The sequence below is a fragment of the Yersinia enterocolitica genome, assembly GCA_002082245.2.
GTDB lineage: Bacteria > Pseudomonadota > Gammaproteobacteria > Enterobacterales > Enterobacteriaceae > Yersinia > Yersinia enterocolitica_E.
Genome location: NBTC02000002.1, coordinates 1,621,595 through 1,640,188, shown reverse-complemented (window position 1 = coordinate 1,640,188; position 18,594 = coordinate 1,621,595). Strand labels below are relative to the sequence as shown.

The following is an 18,594-nucleotide window of genomic DNA, read 5'->3' as shown; positions in this document are numbered from 1 at the left end:
CTATGCTGTAAATGTGACCCAATAGCTATTGGTAGCTGAAAAGCCAAGGGCGGTAGCATTGTAAAAACTAATTATTTAATAGCATATTATTTAAAGTGAAATGGTTTTCATTCTCACTTGTTGTGGCGGTACCTCTTTAGTTCAAACTTTATGGTGATTAAGGATATATGATGTTACTTCCCGTGATTATGGCTGGCGGTACGGGCAGCCGCCTGTGGCCGATGTCAAGAGAACTCTATCCAAAGCAATTTTTACGCTTGCACGGGGTGAATTCGATGTTGCAGGAAACTGTAAATCGTTTAGAAGGGATTTCTGTCAGAGAACCGGTTGTCATTTGTAACGAAGAACACCGTTTCCTGGTCGCAGAGCAGTTGCGACAAATTAATAAACTTTCACATAATATAATATTAGAACCCGTTGGCCGCAACACTGCCCCTGCAATTGCTTTAGCCGCATTAAATGCTATCTCTCAAGGCGACGACCCGATAATGTTGGTGTTGGCTGCTGACCATATCATCAATAACTGTAATGCATACCACCAGGCTATTATCGGTGCGATTCCTTTTGCTAAAAAGGATTGCCTGGTAACATTCGGGATTGTTCCGACCGGCCCAGAAACGGGTTATGGTTATATTCAGCGTGGAGAATCGACAGTCAAAGAGGCTTTGGAAGCTTTTAGCGTCAAGCGGTTTGTTGAGAAACCTAATTTAGAAACTGCTGAACAATATATCAATTCTGGTGAATATTATTGGAATAGTGGCATGTTTATGTTTCGGGCCAAACGTTATATTCAAGAGTTAGAGAAATTTAGACCAGACATTCTTGATGCTTGTAAAGCTGCGATGAAGGATTCTGATTCAGACAAAGATTTCATCACTATAGATAAAGATCAGTTCAGTGCCTGCCCTGATGAGTCAATCGATTATGCGGTAATGGAGAAAACAAATAACGCCGTAGTGGTGCCGCTGGATGCGGGGTGGAGTGACGTTGGTTCTTGGTCCGCACTTTGGGATGTGAGTAACAAAGATAAATCAGGTAATGCCACTACAGGTGATACATTCCTGCATGATACACAGAATTGCTATATCAATACTGATGAGAAATTAGTTGCTGCAGTTGGTGTGGATAATTTAGTCATTGTCAGCACTAAAGATGCGGTGCTAGTGGTAGATAAATCTAAAGTACAAGACGTTAAAAAGATCGTTGAATATCTCAAGCAGACGAAACGTAGCGAGTATCGCCGTCACCGAGAAACTTATCGTCCTTGGGGGCGCTGCGATATTGTGGTTAATGAACAGCGTTTTAATGTTAACCGGATTACAGTTAAACCTGGTGGCGCGTTTTCCATGCAGATGCATCATCATCGGGCAGAGCACTGGATTGTGTTATCAGGAACAGCAAAAGTGACGATTGGCGACAAAACATTTTTAATTACTGAAAATCAATCGACATTCATCCCTATTGGTTCACTTCATATGTTGGAAAACCCCGGTAAGATCCCACTTGAGCTTATTGAAGTACAGTCAGGTTCTTATCTAGGCGATGACGATATTATTCGAGTTAAAGACCATTATGGCCGTTGCTGATTTAGAGGAAACAATGAATACCTTAACTTGTTTTAAAGCTTATGATATCCGTGGTCAATTAGGTCCAGAGTTGAATGAAGATATTGCTTACCGTATTGGTCGAGCTTTTGGTGAATATCTAAAACCAAAAACTATCGTTGTCGGTGGCGATGTTCGTTTAACTAGTGAATCATTGAAAATGGCATTGGCAGAAGGTTTGATGGATGCTGGTAGCGATGTATTAGATATTGGTTTAAGTGGAACAGAAGAAATCTATTTCGCCACATTTTATTTAGGTGTTGATGGTGGAGTCGAAGTAACAGCTAGCCATAATCCGATGAATTATAACGGTATGAAGTTAGTTAGAGAAAATGCTAAACCCATTAGCGGTGATACAGGGTTATGCGATATCCAAAAACTTGCTGAAGAAAATAACTTTACTGTACCAGTTCAAAGTAAAAGAGGGAGTTATAAGAAGGTATCGGTCCTTAATGAATATATTGATCATTTGATGGGCTATATTGACTTTAAAAACTTTACCAAGCCTTTGAAGTTAGTAGTAAATTCCGGTAATGGTGCGGCCGGACATGTTATTGATGAAATTGAAAAACGTTTTACTGCAGCTCATCTCCCTATAGAATTTGTAACAGTTCACCATCAGCCTGATGGTAATTTCCCCAATGGAATCCCTAATCCGCTGTTACCTGAATGTCGAGCGGACACTGCAAGAGCTGTTACCGAATCTGGTGCAGATATGGGCATAGCATTTGATGGCGATTTCGACCGCTGTTTCTTCTTCGATGAGAGTGGGCAATTTATTGAAGGTTATTATATTGTTGGTTTATTAGCTGAAGCTTTTTTGAAAAAAGAACCTGGTGCCAAGATTATTCATGATCCGCGTTTGACTTGGAATACTATAGATATAGTAGAAAAAGCTGGTGGCATTCCAATTATGTCAAAAACGGGACATGCCTTTATCAAAGAAAGAATGCGTAAAGAAGATGCAATATATGGTGGAGAAATGAGTGCCCACCACTATTTCCGAAATTTTGCATACTGTGATAGTGGTATGATTCCATGGTTGTTAGTTTCTGAATTGCTTTGCGTCAAAAATATGTCTTTGAGCCAATTTGTGGGTGAGCGAATGAAAGCATTCCCGGCCTCTGGTGAGATTAACCGTAAACTCACTGATGCTCACAAACGTATTGCTCAAATTAGAGCTATTTACGAACCTGATGCGACCAATATTGATTTAACCGATGGTGTCAATATTGAATACAGCGACTGGCGCTTTAATTTAAGAACGTCGAATACAGAGCCGGTTGTGCGCTTGAATGTTGAGTCTTTAGCTAATATTGAACTAATGAATGATAAGACTCAGGAAATTTTAGAATTACTAGGTAGGGAATAACAGTGAAAGAGATGTTATTGGCAATATATCGCTATCGAGGGTTTATTTTTGGCAGCGTAAAGCGTGATTTTCAATCGCGCTATCAGATGAGTATGCTGGGTATTTCTTGGTTAGTATTACAACCGTTATCCATGATTATCGTCTACACTGTCATTTTTTCTCAATTAATGCAAGCTAGGTTACCACAAACATCTGGATCCTTTTCATACAGTATATATTTGTGTTCAGGCATCTTAACCTGGGGGCTTTTTGCGGAGATTATATCTAGAAGTCAAAATGTATTTACCGATAATGCAAATTTATTAAAAAAATTAAACTTCCCTAGAATATGCTTACCAATTATTATTAGCATTTCATCACTACTTAATTTCATTATAATATTCACTATCTTTATTATATTTTTAATACTAAGTGGGAATTTTCCTGGAGTCGTTATTCTAGCAATGGTCCCTCTTCTTATACTACAGATAGTCTTTTCCATAGGTCTAGGAATGACCGTAGGTGTGATCAATGTTTTCTTCCGAGATGTTGGGCAATTTATTAGTATCTTACTCCAATTTTGGTTTTGGTTTACTCCAATAGTATATATGGTTGGAACACTACCCGAATGGGCGCAAAAATTAATTAGATGGAATCCAATGGCTGGACTGATTAATTCTTATCAGAACATTTTTGTTCATGGTCAATGGCCACAAGTGGGACCACTAAAATTAGTCATTGTATTATCTATTGTCTTTTGTTATCTAGGATTTAAGCTATTTAAAAAACACTCGGCAGACATGGTGGATGAACTATAATGAGTAGTATCATAGTAAATAATGTCGGAAAAGCTTATAAGCAATATCCGAATAAATTTAGTAGGTTTATCGAGTGGATCTCTATTCCGGCTAAAAAAAGACATACTGAAAAATGGATATTAAGAGATATAACCTTTACTATTAATCCTGGGGATTCTATAGGTATTATTGGCGTAAATGGTGCAGGGAAAAGTACGTTACTAAAGATGATCACTGGGACGACGACACCTACAACTGGCTCAATACACACTGAGGGAAGAGTTGCTGCGTTGCTCGAGCTAGGTATGGGCTTTCATCCCGATTTCACAGGACGGCAGAATGCGTATATGGCAGGGCAACTTTTAGGCTTCAGTCAAGAAGAGATCAGTGGCATTATGCCGGAGATTGAAAGCTTTGCCGCCGTGGGAGATTATTTTGATAAGCCAGTAAGAACTTATTCAAGTGGGATGCAGGCAAGAGTAGCATTCTCTGTTGCTACAGCCGTAAAACCTGATATTTTAATTGTCGATGAGGCATTAAGTGTCGGGGATTTGGCATTTCAAGCTAAATGTATGCAGCGAATGAATTCTTTATTAGCGGATAAAGTGACTATTCTTTTCGTAAGTCATTCATTAGCGCAAGTCAGACAATTTTGTAATAGAGCAATCTATATTGCTGATGGAAAGATTAAATCTATTGGTGATGCTGCGACTGTTTGTGATTTTTACCAAAATGATCTTGTTGAAAACAAATCTAGCAATAAAAATTCTAAAAATGTTGAGGTTAATTATACTGAGGTTGCAGCGAACGAGATTAAAGTCGATCCTAATCTACGGGCTAATTCATTACTTATAGACACAGGAACCAAGAGCCTAGAATTTATTAGTTTTGATATTCTAAACTCAGATGAGATTGAAAGTAATACTTTCTATGCCCAGGATGAGGTAGTATTTAAAGCTGTCATTCGTTGCAATGACGCTACCCCAGAAGGAGCCGTTATCGGATTATTAATCGGAGATAAGGCAGGTTTCCCTTTACTCAGCATGAATTCCAATTACTATAATAAGAGACTTCCATTAATGAATAAGGGTATGGTGTCTATTATAACTTGGCGATTTAAAATACCATTTTTTATGGGAGATTACAGAGTAGATATAGGTATAAAAGAGGACCCGTATTCCCCTAACTTTTATGATAGAGTTTTTTGTGCAAAGGTATTTACCGTGAATACCCCTGGTAATCTTTTAAAAAATAATTTTGGAGGGATACTTTATGTTCCAGCAGATGTTGAAATTTTTCAAAAATAATAAAGATACTACTAACGTAGATTATTCTCAGAATACTAGTGAAGTTAGCAATGTATCTGTTGAAGAATACTTAGATGAAACTAAAGATTATTCCCTTTATAGCGGTGAACGGCAGACCTCTAATACAATTGATGGTATTCGGCGTGATCATACGTCAAGATATGAGTTGGCTATAGAGATCATAAGACAGAAAAAACACATCATCATAAATGCGGCAGATATTTTTTGCGGGAATGGATATGGTATTTTTATGTTATCTTCTGAATTCGAACAGGCCAATTTTATTGGCCTTGATGGTTCTTCTGAAGCGATCTTAGAAGCTAATAAAAATTACGTTAAAGAAAATAATATTTTCGCGAATAAACTTTTTCCATTCACATTGCCCGTCAATGTATTTGATGTAATAACCTGCTTTGAGTCACTTGAGCACGTAGATAAAGATGAACAACTTTTTGACGAAATCAAAAAATCATGTAAAAAAGATGGATTGATTATAGTTTCTGTACCCAATCAGGAGAAACACAGTTTAGATCTGAATCCACATAAATTTCATTTTAGACATTACACTCATTTAGATTTTTTATCTAAATTCAGCGATGGTTTAGAATTGCTAACATGGTATGGCCAAGATGTTTATCAATTTGATGAGCATGGAATCAATACACATCAATTGTTGAATGAAAATGCAATGTTGCCTGTTGAAAAGGTTCAAGGCCAGGTAAATATATATGTATTCCAAAAAAGATAATAAATATATATTCTTTTGGTTACCTTATGATGTGAAATATACGCATAAAACTTTTTTAACTAGCTTATATTTAGCACTAGATAGGTTTCCAATCAAAAATGCTATTCATATAGGCCAAAAAAAAATTTTCGAACCTCCATCTGCTGATATACCTGATAATTGGTTAGCATCTTATGATGCTAACATCCCCACAGAAGATTTATTAACATCGATTGATAAAGTTTTAATCAATCCTGAAATATTTGATGAATTGGAGAAAAAATACAAATCAAAAAATATTGTTTGGGGAAAGTTATTAACTGAGCGGTATTTACCTCTTGAGATTTTACTAAATGACATTTTTAATGATTTAGTATCAAAGTATGAAATTTCTGCCATTGTGCTGTGGTGTAATATTCCTAGTGTTGCTTATATTGCTGAGCAGATGAAAATAAAAGTTATACACAATGAGATGGGGCCTCTGCGAGCACCTAATTATGTAGGAACTTGCTATTTTGATTTCAGCGGCGTGAATGGCAATACAGAAGCTAGTAAAAGGTTTACTTCTTTTAGCAAAGAAAAAGATTTTATTGAGATTACTCAGTTTGATAGAAATTACTTATTAAATTTACTTAAAATAGAAGGGCAAGAAAAAGAAAGATTGATTGAAGAAGTATATGATATTGGTGTTCCATTACAAGTAGAAGATGATTCAAATATTATTGCATTTTCAAATGGATTCTCTAATTTTGAGTTGATAAATTATTGTCGCTCTTTATCAAATGATATTTTGATTCGTAAACATCCTTCTGGATATATAAATTACTCTGAGATAACTGCAAATAGTGAGGTGTTAACTCCCCAAGATTTTATAGATAAATGTCGGAATATAGTGACTATAAATTCTAGTGTTGGTCTCGAAGCTATTTTATATGGAAAAAAGACAATAATCTTAGGTGATTCCCCATTCAAGTTATTAAGTGAATGTACGGATAGAGAATATGCTGGTAAATTTCTTGATTTTACTGTTCTAAATTATTTAATTCCATTAGAGTTTCTATATGATAAAAATTATTATGACTGGAGACTCTCAAATCCTAGTGAAAAGGAAATCCGCAATTTTCATCTTAACTATTATTTAGAAAAACTTATGGAGAGGAAAATGCTTTTTAATGAACTTAGAAAGGAAATTAGTGAGTTCACTAGTAAGCTTAATGAACTTAACCAAGAAGTTTGTGAGCTAAATAATAAAGTCAATGAAATTAAGGATGAATTAGATTGCTATAAAAGGGATAGCTCGCGAGAGGAAATTAATATAATAAAATTTTGTAAGAATATGATATCACTGATAGTCAAGCCTATAAAATATTTTATTAATTCAGTCAGAAGTAAAAAAACAAAGGAATGAAGTCATATATCTATAACAAAATGGTTCTTTTTTTTTGAAATGAGTATCCTCATTAAAATAAGTTATTATTTGAAGGTAAATATGAAAAGTAAGGTGCTTTTGTTAAGTACATATCCGTTAGTCAAACCACGGCATGGGGGGCAAATAAGATTAGCTAATATTAAAAAGGTATATGAAAGTAATGGTTTTGACATAATAAATTTTGCTTTATACGAGCCTGAAAACTATCCTAAAAGTGATGTTGATTCTCATGATCTACCTTTTGATTTTAATTCACCTTATAGGAAATTTGATGGAAAATTAGTTCCACTTATTACTGACCTTCAATGTGGCGAATATGTATCTAAAGATAGGGATTTTTTTGATAAACTGATAAAAATAATACCTAAAGATATTGATGTTATACATGTTGAGCAGCCTTGGTTATGGCCTTTGACTGAGCGATTAATTAGTGAATTTTTTGTTAGAAGGCCTATATTAATATATGGTTCACAAAATATTGAATGGATACTTAAAAAAGATATTTTAGAAAGTTATTCAATCATCGAAGCTGAATCTATTATCCAAAAAATAAAAGAATTAGAAATTAGTGCAGCTCAACAAGCTGATATTGTATGTGCTGTAACAGAAAGTGATTCAGATGTATTATCTACTTATGGTGCACAGAATGTAATTCTTGCCAGAAATGGAATTTCAAAATGGACAGCGGCAAAGGATCGACTAGATTATTGGCGAAGTCAATTACCAATGGTCCCTTGGATTTTGTATGTGGCTAGCGGACACCCCCCTAACTTTACGGGTTTTAAAGCCTGTATCGGTGATTCTTTAGCTTGTATACCTCCAGACTCCAAACTTGTCGTTGTTGGCAGTGTGTGCGAAAGTCTTTACGGTCAATTAGTTGATACTGATTACAATAGTATAAATAAAAGTAGGCTTCAGTTACTTTATATGCTCTCAGATGAAGATTTGGCTGCAGTAAAGGAACTTGCAACGGCTTTTCTTTTGCCAATTCCACATGGTGGTGGATCTAATATCAAAACTGCAGAAGCAATTTTTTCGAAAAAATATGTTATTGCCACTGAAACAGCATTAAGAGGCTATGAACGTTATAAAGATCTTGATAAAATAAAAATTTGTCATAATAGTCAGGATTTTACTTCATCTATCAGGTCTATCTTAAACGATAAATCGCAATGCACTACAACTGAAGAGCCGAATAACCTAGATGATTTACTTTGGGAACATTGCCTTCAGATTATTCCACAAACTGTAAAAAAAGTAATTGAGGGAAAATAAATGTCATCTATCTGGATGGACGTTACTACTATTAGTAAATGGAATCGTCCTGCTGTTGGAATAATTAGAGTCGAAGCTGAATGTGCAAAATATGCTATTGGACAAACTGATGATGATATAAAATTCTGTGTATATGATCCTCTCGTCGGGTATTATGAAGTTAGTCGGGATACTGTAAACTCCTATTTTGCTAATTTTTCTAAATATCAAAAAAAATCAATATTAATTGACGATGCATCTAAAATAGGATTTGAACAGAGGCTAAAGACTTTGTTTTTGAAGTATAACTCCAAACTACCTCGTTCTATTTCATCTTCTTTACATTCGTTTCTTGTCAGAAAAAAAAGTGCTTTTGGATATTTTCTTGGTAGTGCAAGGCACCTGAAGGCTGGTCTAAAAGAACTCTTCGCTAAACATGAAAAAAATTCTTCTCATGTAAAAGCTAAAGCCAATAAATTAGAAAGGGATTCTCCTTTTGCAGCGAATGATATTTATTTATCCTTAGGACTGGATTGGGATCAGAAAGACTTAACCTATTTATATTCTCTTAAAAAAGAGTTTTCTTTAAACGTTATATTATTTTGCTATGACGTAATTCCAGTGAAACTGCCTCACCTTTGTGTCGGTAATGTTTCAGCTGCCTTTAGGCATTATTTTTCAAATGTGGCGTGGTGTGCTGATAAAATATTATGTATCTCAGACTGTTCCAGAAAAGATCTCCGTGAACTTTTAGTTGAAATGGGTACACCAATTCCTGAATTAAATGTTATACAATTGGGATGTGATTTCCCTAATTTGAAAAATAATGAAGTAGTGGAATTACCAGCTGATCTTAAACATAGTGAATATATTCTTTTTGTGTCAACAGTTGAAAGAAGAAAAAATCATGAAGTTTTATATAAGGCATATATCAATCTAATAGAGGAAAAGTGTGAGAATTTACCTATACTCGTATTTGTAGGTATGCCCGGTTGGGGAGTTCATGATTTTCTTCAAGATATTGCTCTTGACCCTAGAGTAAAAGATAAAATTAAAATTTTCAATAATATTGAAGATAGCATGCTCTCACTTTTGTATAGAAACAGCCTCTTCAGTGTATATCCGTCGTTGTATGAAGGCTGGGGACTACCTGTATCTGAAAGTCTAGCATATGGAAAATTTTGCTTAGCTTCAAATGCAGCCTCTATACCAGAAGCTGGAGGAGACTTTATTGAGTATATATCTCCTTGGGATGTTGTTGGTTGGACTGAAGCGCTTAAGAAGTATATTTATAACAAAGAATTACTTGTGGATAAAGAGTACAGTATAAGGAATTATTATAAAGTTAACTCTTGGAGTTTATCTGCCGAGACTATTTTTGAACAAGTAAAAGCTATTAATAAATAAAACAGAGGTTAGAATGAAAACTGCAGTAATTACCGGTATTACAGGTCAAGATGGTGCATATCTGGCTGAATTGTTACTTGAAAAAGGCTATAAAGTTTATGGCACTTATCGCCGTACCAGTTCTGTAAACTTCTGGCGTATTGAAGAATTAGGTATCGACAAACATCCTAATCTCCATTTAGTCGAATATGACCTCACTGATCTTTCTGCTAGCATCCGTTTGTTGCAATCAACACAAGCAACGGAAGTTTATAACCTTGCTGCTCAAAGTTTTGTTGGTGTTTCTTTCGATCAACCTGTAACAACGGCGGAAATTACAGGTATTGGTCCACTGAACTTATTAGAAGCCATTCGTATTGTTAATACTAAAATTCGTTTTTATCAGGCATCTACTTCTGAAATGTTCGGAAAAGTTCAAGCTATACCACAAATCGAAGAGACTCCATTCTATCCACGTAGTCCTTATGGTGTAGCTAAGTTATACGCGCACTGGATGACAATCAACTATCGCGAGAGTTACGGTATTTTTGGTTGTAGTGGTATTCTCTTTAATCATGAGTCTCCTCTGCGTGGACGTGAGTTTGTTACCCGTAAAATTACAGATTCAGTCGCAAAAATTAAATTAGGTAAACTGGATATTCTTGAATTAGGGAATATGGATGCCAAACGTGACTGGGGTTTTGCAAAAGAATATGTAGAAGGCATGTGGCGTATGCTGCAAGCAGATGTTCCTGATACTTTTGTTCTGGCGACCAACCGTACCGAGACTGTACGTGATTTCGTATCTATGGCATTTAAAGCTGCAGGTTTCAATTTGCGATTTGAGGGTAAAGATGACAATGAAGTTGGGATCGACATTGAAACAGGAAATACTTTAGTTAAAGTTAATCCGAAGTTCTACCGCCCTGCTGAAGTTGAATTGTTAATTGGTAACCCTCAAAAAGCCAAGGATATACTTGGTTGGGAGCCTAAAACTACATTAGAAGAACTTTGCCAGATGATGGTGGAAGAAGATCTCCGTCGTAATCAACAAGGTTTCTCATTCTGATGGTAATGAATGGCAAACGTGCCCTGATCACCGGTATTCAGGGATTTACGGGCCATTATATGGCAGCGGAGTTATCCGCTGCCGGCTACCGGGTATTTGGTTTAGGTTCACAGCCTTCAAATGAGCCTGATTATTTTCAAGTGGATTTACTTGATGCTAACGGGCTTACTTCTATTATTGAGCAGGTGAGACCGGATCTTGTTATTCACCTTGCTGCAATTGCATTTGTCGGGCACGGAGATCCTGGCGCTTTTTATGATGTCAATGTTGTTGGTACCAGGAATTTATTGGCCGCATTGAGTAGTGTTGCCGATACTATAGACGCAGTTTTGCTTGCCAGCAGTGCTAATGTTTATGGTAACACCCAAGCTGGTATGTTGAGTGAAACAGCTGTGGTGAATCCTGCTAATGATTATGCCGTCAGCAAGTTAGCCATGGAATATATGGCTAAATTATGGTCTGAAAAATTACCGATTATCATTGTTCGTCCCTTTAACTATACCGGTGTTGGGCAATCAAATAATTTCTTATTGCCTAAAATAGTTTCTCACTTCAAACGTAAAGCCGACGAAATAGAGTTAGGCAATTTAGACGTATGGCGTGACTTTACGGATGTTAGAGCATTAGTAAAAGCATATTTAGGCCTACTAACAGCCAAACCTATTGGCGAGATTGTTAACGTCTGCTCTGGTAGAACCTATTCATTACGTGAAGTAATTAGCATATGCGAAGAAATAACCTCACACAGTCTATCAATTCGCGTTAATCCAGCTTTTATTCGTGCTAATGAAGTAAAAACGTTATGCGGTGATGCGAGCAAATTACAAAGTATTGTTGATGGATGGAATACGCCGCCATTAGAGCAAACACTACGTTGGATGCTGGAAAGAAAATAATGAGAGTGGTTTTTTCTATTGACTCTATTAAATACCCACTGACGGGTATTGGCCGCTACACATATGAGTTAGCCCGAGAGCTGCAAAACAATGACGATATCTCAGATCTGTTGTTTTTACAGGGTAGAAAAATATCTCGGGATTTGCCTGCTGTTAAGGCTGAGTCGAGTGCTACTTCAGGGTTAAAAACTGCGGTAAAAAATAGTGCAATTGCGAGTGAGTTGTATCGGCTTTCTGCTCCGTGGCTAAAAAGTTTGGCATTAAAACCTTACCAGGGTTTTATTTACCATAGCACCAATTTTTATTTACCCCCGCGAGTTGATAATGCTGTCTCAACTTTCCATGATCTTTCGATTTTTAAATGGCCACAGTGCCATCCAGAAAATCGTGTACGATATATGCAAAAAGAATTATTACTCACGATAAAAAGGGCGAAAGTCTTAATTACTGACTCTGAATTTACTCGTAAAGAGTTAGCCGAGTATTTTGATTACCCTATTGAAAAAATAGTTTCAGCGCCGTTAGCCAGTAGTGGTGAATTTTATCCACGAGAGTATGTGTCTCTGCAAAATTTAATGACCCGATTGAACTTGGTTGCAGGACAATACACATTATTTACCGGTACTATCGAACCAAGAAAAAATATTGCAACCTTACTTGATGTTTATGAACGCATGCCTTTGGATCTTCGCTCTCGGTATCCCTTGGTAATATGTGGCTTCTCTGGATGGAACAGTGAGTCATTACATCGCCGTTTTGAATTAGCCACACAACAAGGCTGGTTACTATACCTTGGTTATTTAAGTTCGGATGATCTTCCTTTGCTTTTTTCTGGTGCAAGGACATTTCTATTTCCTTCATTATATGAGGGGTTTGGCTTACCCGTTCTTGAGGCTATGGCATCAGGTATCCCTGTCGTTTGTTCAAATGCGGCATCATTGCCTGAGGTCATAGGTGAGTCGGGTCTAATGTGCGATGCCTTGGATGTTGAGGGGCTGACTACCGCTATCGTTAAAAGTCTGCAGGATGAAGGATGGCGAAATAAGGCGATAGCAGCAGGGCTCGCCAGAGCTAGTACATTCTCCTGGAAACGGTGCACTCAGGAAACAATTAAAGCCTATAAGCAGGTATAATAATATAATGCTAAAAGTACTGCATTTTTATAAAACATATTACCCAGATTCTTTCGGCGGTATTGAACAGGTTATTTTTCAATTATGTGAAGGTGGAGCGAGTAAAGGTATTGATTCTACAGTGCTTTCTTTAAGTAAACGAGGTGGTATTATAAATAAAAAAATAGGAACACATACCGTATATTGTTCACCTGTAAATTTTGAAGCGGCCTCAACTCCTTTTTCTTTTCAAGCGATTAAAGATTTCAAAAAATTGGCGCAGCAGGCTGACATTATTCATTATCATTTTCCGTTTCCTTTTATGGATATGGTTCACTTTATATCTGGTATTAATAAACCAACGGTTGTTAGTTATCATTCTGATATTGTTAAGCAAAAAAATATTTTAAAGATATATACACCATTGATGAATCTATTTCTTGGTAGTGTTTCCCGGATTGTTGCTGCATCGCCAAATTATGTTGCCACAAGTGTAACTTTAAAGAAATTCTCTCGAAAAGTAAGTGTGATACCTTACGGTTTAGATGAGGATTCATATCCAACGCCACTCTCTGAACGCATTGATTTCTGGAAAAATAAATTCGGAACACGTTTTTTTCTGTTTATTGGTGCCTTTCGTTATTATAAAGGTCTTCACATTCTAATCGAAGCAGCTAAAAATTCATCTTATCCGATTGTGATTGTCGGAGCTGGCCCAATTGAATCAGAGTTAAAAAAACAGGCGGAAAAATTAGATATACATAATATCTATTTTCTTGGTGCCGTATCTGACGAAGATAAAGCTTCATTACTATCACTTTGTTATGCCGTAGTCTTTCCATCACATTTGCGTTCTGAGGCTTTTGGCATCACCTTATTAGAGGGCGCGATGTATGGTAAGCCTCTAATTTCGAGTGAGATTGGTACAGGTACGACATTTATAAATATTGATCAACAGACTGGATTAGTTGTTCCCCCATCGGATCCTGTCGCGTTGAGAACTGCGATGGATCAGTTATGGGATGATATTGAGTTATCAGAAAAGTTTGGCCGAAATGCCCGAAATCGCTATTTAGAAAATTTTACCTCCGAGAAAATGGTTTCGAGTTATATAGACTTATATAATGAAATTATCGATAAGTAAGCATTATTGCTAGAAAGTCTAAGACATTATTACTATTTTGATTTGGCTAAGATATTAATCTATAACTTGTTGAAATTATTATTGCTACATTTAAGAATGTAATCAAAGACGTTCTGATGTAAGCTTGTACAAAGTTAAAGGAATAATGAGTAATCATAGATTATTTGACTAATTATTATAGAGTTAATCCTGTAAGTTTTGCTGTCCAAAGTTGAAGAGGTCATAGTAATGAAGTGTTTAAAAGCGGTCATTCCTGTTGCCGGGCTTGGTACCCGAATGCTGCCAGCGACTAAAGCGATCCCAAAGGAAATGCTGCCGGTGGTGGATAAGCCTCTGATCCAATATATCGTTAATGAATGTGTGGCCGCCGGAGTAAAAGAGATAGTGCTGGTCAGCCATTCCTCTAAAAATGCGATAGAAAACCATTTTGATACATCATTTGAGCTGGAAGCTGCACTGGAATCACGTGTTAAGCGGCAGCTATTGCAAGAGATTAAAAATATCTGCCCGCCGGATGTCACTATCATGCAAGTGCGCCAAGGCCATGCCAAGGGCTTGGGGCATGCGGTATTGTGTGCCCAACCGATGGTGGGTGATAACCCATTTATTGTGCTGCTACCAGACGTTTTACTTGATGATTCAACAGCAGATTTATCTAAAGAAAATCTTGCTAGTATGATTAAGCGCTTTGAAGAGACCGGGCGTAGCCAGATCATGGTGGAGCCGGTGCCTAAAGCTGATGTTTCCAAGTACGGTATTGCTGATTGTGATCATGTAGCTTTGTCTCCGGGTGAAAGTACCCTAATGACGGCAGTGGTAGAGAAGCCCTCACTTGCTGATGCGCCTTCTAATCTTGCCGTGGTTGGGCGTTATGTATTGTCAAAAGACATTTGGCCGCTGTTGAAGAAAACGCCACGCGGGGCGGGTGATGAAATTCAGCTTACTGATGCCATTGCGATGTTAATGGAGCAAGAGGATGTAGAGGCTTTTCATATGACCGGTAAATCGCACGACTGCGGGGACAAATTGGGTTATATGAAAGCCTTCGTCACTTATGGCGTGCGCCATAACACCGAGGGCGAGAGCTTTACCGCCTGGCTGAAACAGCAAATTGACTAACTTCAGCTTAGCGGCTGAGTAGGAATAGATTTTAAATTCGCTTCAAGAAATCAGTAGGTTAATTATGACCAAATTGAAAGCAGTGATCCCAGTTGCCGGTTTAGGTATGCGAATGCTTCCCGCGACTAAAGCCATTCCAAAAGAAATGCTGCCTATTGTCGATAAACCATTGATCCAATATGTGGTGAACGAATGTGTTGCTGCTGGTATTAAAGAAATCATTCTGATAACCCATTCTTCGAAAAATGCGGTAGAAAACCATTTCGATACGTCTTATGAGCTGGAAGCCATGCTGGAAGCGCGTGTGAAACGTCAGCTATTGGATGAGGTACAATCTATCTGTCCACCGGGTGTGACTATCATGCATATCCGTCAAGGGCATCCTGAAGGTTTGGGGCATGCGGTGTTATGTGCCAAACCGCTAGTGGGTGACTCACCCTTTGCAGTATTGTTGCCGGATGTCTTGATTGATGACGCCAAGTCGGATTTAACCCGTGATAATTTGGCTCAGTTAGTTAAACGATTTGAAGAATCTGGTACCAGCCAGGTATTGGTGCATGCCGTAGAACCTGAAGCATTATCCAACTACTCGGTTATCTCCTGTGAAGTGTCAGATTTAGCACCTGGTGAAAGTAGCCGGATTAACGCGATGGTTGAGAAACCGCAAAGCCCGGCTGACCTCAAATCCAATCTGTCGGCTGTAGGGCGTTATGTTTTGTCTGCTGATATTTGGCCAATGCTGGAAAAAACCAAGCCTGGTGCTTGGGGTCGTATCCAACTGACTGATGCTATTGATGCATTAGCCGCTGAGAAACAGGTAGATGCCGTCGCTTTAACCGGTCAATCCTATAACTGTGGTGAGAAGCTCGGATATATGCAGGCTTATGTCGCCTACGGTCTGCGCCATCCAAAGCAAGGTGCAGAATTTAAAGCCTGGTTGAAAGAGTTTATGGGTAGCTAGGTTCGGTATCATTGAATGATAATCGAGTAGTCATTGGAAACTGTCTAGTTTAAACATCTTTGAGTATGCTACCTTCTGCAGTCAAAATATTTTTTATCGACACTAATCAATATTTATATTTGGTTGGTGTTTATGACATTATTTATAGCCTTTGAGTTACTTTGAGAAGTTGAAAATATAGAAATAAATCAGTTAAAATATCTATTTAGTTATATTCTGCAAAAGAAGTATTTTGGCTATTGAAGTCGTATTGTTAAATTTATCTAAGTAGTGATGGATGATTAAAATTTTTATTTATGGCAATATTTTAATTAAAATATTAAATTTACACATAAGAAAATTACGATATGATTTTTACCAAGCAATTTTTTATCTATATATCAATTGGTGTCATTTCGGCCTTGGTTGATATAGTAATGCTAAAAATTTCTATGTATTATTACAGCGGTATAATGGAATCAACGCTGATTGGTTATATATCAGGCTTGATAGTTAACTATATACTGCATAGCATTTTTACTTTTAAGACATCAATGGCTATTTCAAAGATTTTGAAATACCTTGTAGTTGTTTTCGTTAACTATTGGATAACAGTGTTTATTATATTTATTTCAGTTTTTTATTTTAGTGATGTTATATATGGAAAAATAATCTCCTTACCTATAATCGCTTTCATTGGTTATATCACAAGTAAGAGATGGATATATGTGTAGTGATCCGAAATTGCATCTGAATTTGAAAGGAAAGGTTGATTTATGATACATGGAAAAAATAAAAACTCAATTATTTTTTTTATTAGTTGTTGTGTGGCAACTATGTTGGTTATTTATCGGGGGCAGATACTTAATGGTTTTACATTTATTTCTGGAGATTCATATGATTATGTGATTTCTTCATCTATACTTGAACATTGGTATAATGTATTTAAAGGGCTATCTCATTGGGCAGAGACTAATTACTATTATCCTTATAAAAATACTATAGCGCAAACTGATGCTTATTTTATCGTGGCCATCTTTTATTCAGTATTTAGGTTCATTGGGATAGAGCCATTCCTTGCTTCAGAGTTATCGAGTGTTACTTTGAAGTTTGTTGGTTTTATATCAATATTTTTCTTTCTTAGAAAAATATTTCATATTCCTGTTGGCTGGGCTTTGCTTGGATCCATTTTATTTACTATAAATAATGCTATGGTAAGTCATAATTCACGGCTTCAATTAGCTACTGTAGCTTTAGCTCCACTGCTCTCGTACCTTATTTATAAAACAATAAATAACTTATTGATAAATAATAATAAGTTATTTAGATGGTATGGTATCTCTTTTGGGATTATGTATGGAGCATGGTGTTTAACCTGTTTTTATATGGCTTGGTTTTGGACATATTTTGTTTTGGTTTTTTTATCTCTCTTTGTAATTTTTAATTACAAAGATGTAATTTATGGTTTATCAAAAATAAAAATTGATAGGAATAAACTCATATCAATTTTTGTTGTTTTTGTTACGTTTATTTTATCAATTATACCTTTTTTATATGTTTTTTATCCTAAATCTCAAGAAGTAAAATTACGAACATATGATATGGTTCTAAACAATACTATACCAGTTTATGATGCTCTGCAGCTTGGGATAAATAATTATTTGTTTGGGAGTGTTTATAATAAAATATTGTTGTTTATTAATCCACAATATACTATATCTAGTGAGTATTATAATACTGGTGTTAGCCCGATACTATTCCTATTATTTTTATTTTCGTCAGCCTATATATTTAAAAATAGAAAAACATCTGTTGTTGGAAAAGTAATTTTTATTCTTTTTTTAACAACAAGTATTACATGGTTATCCGTAATGAATTTTTTCGGTCACAGTCTTTGGTTCTTTGTATATACCATAGTCCCTGGGGCTAAAGCTTTTAATGCTGTATCAACTTATCAGATTTTTTTAGCTTTCCCAATAGTAGTAATTGCCGTGAATTTCTTATCGGTTTTAAAAATTAAAAACATTTATTTATTTTTAATTGCAATGCTAGCTATAGCCTCAGAATTAAGTGCTCAGCATCTTGTATTTAATCGTCAAGAGGAAATTGAAAAAGTTACTGTTGCAACAGCACCTCCTTCTGACTGCCAAGCTTTTTATATCCTTGGCTGGAGTCCTGATAAGATCAGCAAGACATTTCCTGACTGGGTAAATAACATGTATTCACATAATGTTACTGCAATGATGATTGCTGAATTAGTTAATTTGCCTACTGTAAATGGTATCGCATCATTTAATATGCCTGATTGGAATTTTGCTAGTCCTGAGTTTTCTAACTATCCTGAAAGGATTCATGAATATGCTAAGAATCATAACGTAAAAAATCTATGCTCATATAATCCTAATACAAAACAGTGGAAATTAGATTAAATTTAATTAGGTAATTTTATTTTTCTATTT

Annotated in this window: 16 protein-coding genes; all 16 read left to right on the top strand. The window is 36.2% G+C overall.

Translation table 11 applies throughout. The features are described 5' to 3' along the window. The first annotated feature begins 170 nt into the window (after positions 1-170). The 16 genes from A6J66_008940 (at position 171) to A6J66_008865 (ending at position 18,564) form a co-directional block, all read left to right on the top strand. Complete coding sequence (locus A6J66_008940) at positions 171-1,586, top strand: mannose-1-phosphate guanylyltransferase/mannose-6-phosphate isomerase (GenBank protein PNM24306.1); 1,416 nt, start codon at positions 171-173, stop codon at positions 1,584-1,586. 13 nt (positions 1,587-1,599) lie between these two features. Continuing rightward, the gene (locus A6J66_008935) at positions 1,600-2,976 is read left to right on the top strand and encodes a phosphomannomutase (protein ID PNM26953.1); all 1,377 of its coding nucleotides are present in this window, start codon (positions 1,600-1,602) and stop codon (positions 2,974-2,976) included. Positions 2,977-2,987: 11 nt separating this feature from the next. Next, on the top strand, positions 2,988-3,773 hold the full coding sequence (locus tag A6J66_008930) for an ABC transporter permease (protein ID PNM26952.1): 786 nt from the start codon (positions 2,988-2,990) through the stop codon (positions 3,771-3,773). After that, a complete protein-coding gene (locus A6J66_008925) occupies positions 3,773-5,059 on the top strand; it encodes an ABC transporter ATP-binding protein (GenBank protein PNM24305.1) in 1,287 nt (428 codons plus the stop codon). The genes A6J66_008930 and A6J66_008925 overlap by 1 nt, the downstream gene beginning before the upstream one ends. Further along, positions 5,025-5,807 (top strand): class I SAM-dependent methyltransferase, encoded by a 783-nt coding sequence (locus A6J66_008920; GenBank protein PNM24304.1) that lies wholly within the window; start codon positions 5,025-5,027, stop codon positions 5,805-5,807. Before A6J66_008925 ends, A6J66_008920 begins: the two co-directional genes overlap by 35 nt. Then, the gene (locus tag A6J66_008915; GenBank protein PNM24303.1) at positions 5,788-7,194 is read left to right on the top strand and encodes a hypothetical protein; all 1,407 of its coding nucleotides are present in this window, start codon (positions 5,788-5,790) and stop codon (positions 7,192-7,194) included. Before A6J66_008920 ends, A6J66_008915 begins: the two co-directional genes overlap by 20 nt. Positions 7,195-7,275: 81 nt before the next feature. Next, positions 7,276-8,490 (top strand): glycosyltransferase family 1 protein, encoded by a 1,215-nt coding sequence (locus tag A6J66_008910; GenBank protein ID PNM24302.1) that lies wholly within the window; start codon positions 7,276-7,278, stop codon positions 8,488-8,490. Then, positions 8,491-9,876, top strand: coding sequence for a glycosyltransferase family 1 protein (locus A6J66_008905; protein PNM24301.1), 1,386 nt, complete (start codon positions 8,491-8,493; stop codon positions 9,874-9,876). It abuts the gene before it with no gap. A gap of 13 nt (positions 9,877-9,889) precedes the next feature. Next, entirely contained in the window at positions 9,890-10,924 is a 1,035-nt protein-coding gene (gmd, locus tag A6J66_008900; protein ID PNM24300.1) for a GDP-mannose 4,6-dehydratase, read from the top strand. Then, the gene (locus A6J66_008895) at positions 10,924-11,820 is read left to right on the top strand and encodes a GDP-mannose 4,6 dehydratase (protein ID PNM24299.1); all 897 of its coding nucleotides are present in this window, start codon (positions 10,924-10,926) and stop codon (positions 11,818-11,820) included. The genes gmd and A6J66_008895 overlap by 1 nt, the downstream gene beginning before the upstream one ends. Beyond that, positions 11,820-12,953, top strand: coding sequence for a glycosyltransferase family 1 protein (locus tag A6J66_008890; GenBank protein PNM24298.1), 1,134 nt, complete (start codon positions 11,820-11,822; stop codon positions 12,951-12,953). The genes A6J66_008895 and A6J66_008890 overlap by 1 nt, the downstream gene beginning before the upstream one ends. A 7-nt stretch (positions 12,954-12,960) precedes the next feature. After that, entirely contained in the window at positions 12,961-14,076 is a 1,116-nt protein-coding gene (locus A6J66_008885) for a glycosyl transferase family 1 (GenBank protein PNM24297.1), read from the top strand. 228 nt (positions 14,077-14,304) lie between these two features. Further along, a complete protein-coding gene (galU, locus tag A6J66_008880) occupies positions 14,305-15,195 on the top strand; it encodes a UTP--glucose-1-phosphate uridylyltransferase (GenBank protein PNM24296.1) in 891 nt (296 codons plus the stop codon). 64 nt (positions 15,196-15,259) lie between these two features. Then, positions 15,260-16,156 (top strand): UTP--glucose-1-phosphate uridylyltransferase, encoded by an 897-nt coding sequence (gene galU / locus A6J66_008875; protein ID PNM24295.1) that lies wholly within the window; start codon positions 15,260-15,262, stop codon positions 16,154-16,156. Positions 16,157-16,503: 347 nt separating this feature from the next. After that, complete coding sequence (locus A6J66_008870; protein PNM24294.1) at positions 16,504-16,869, top strand: GtrA family protein; 366 nt, start codon at positions 16,504-16,506, stop codon at positions 16,867-16,869. A gap of 42 nt (positions 16,870-16,911) precedes the next feature. Continuing rightward, on the top strand, positions 16,912-18,564 hold the full coding sequence (locus A6J66_008865) for a hypothetical protein (GenBank protein ID PNM24293.1): 1,653 nt from the start codon (positions 16,912-16,914) through the stop codon (positions 18,562-18,564). Positions 18,565-18,594 lie beyond the last annotated feature (30 nt).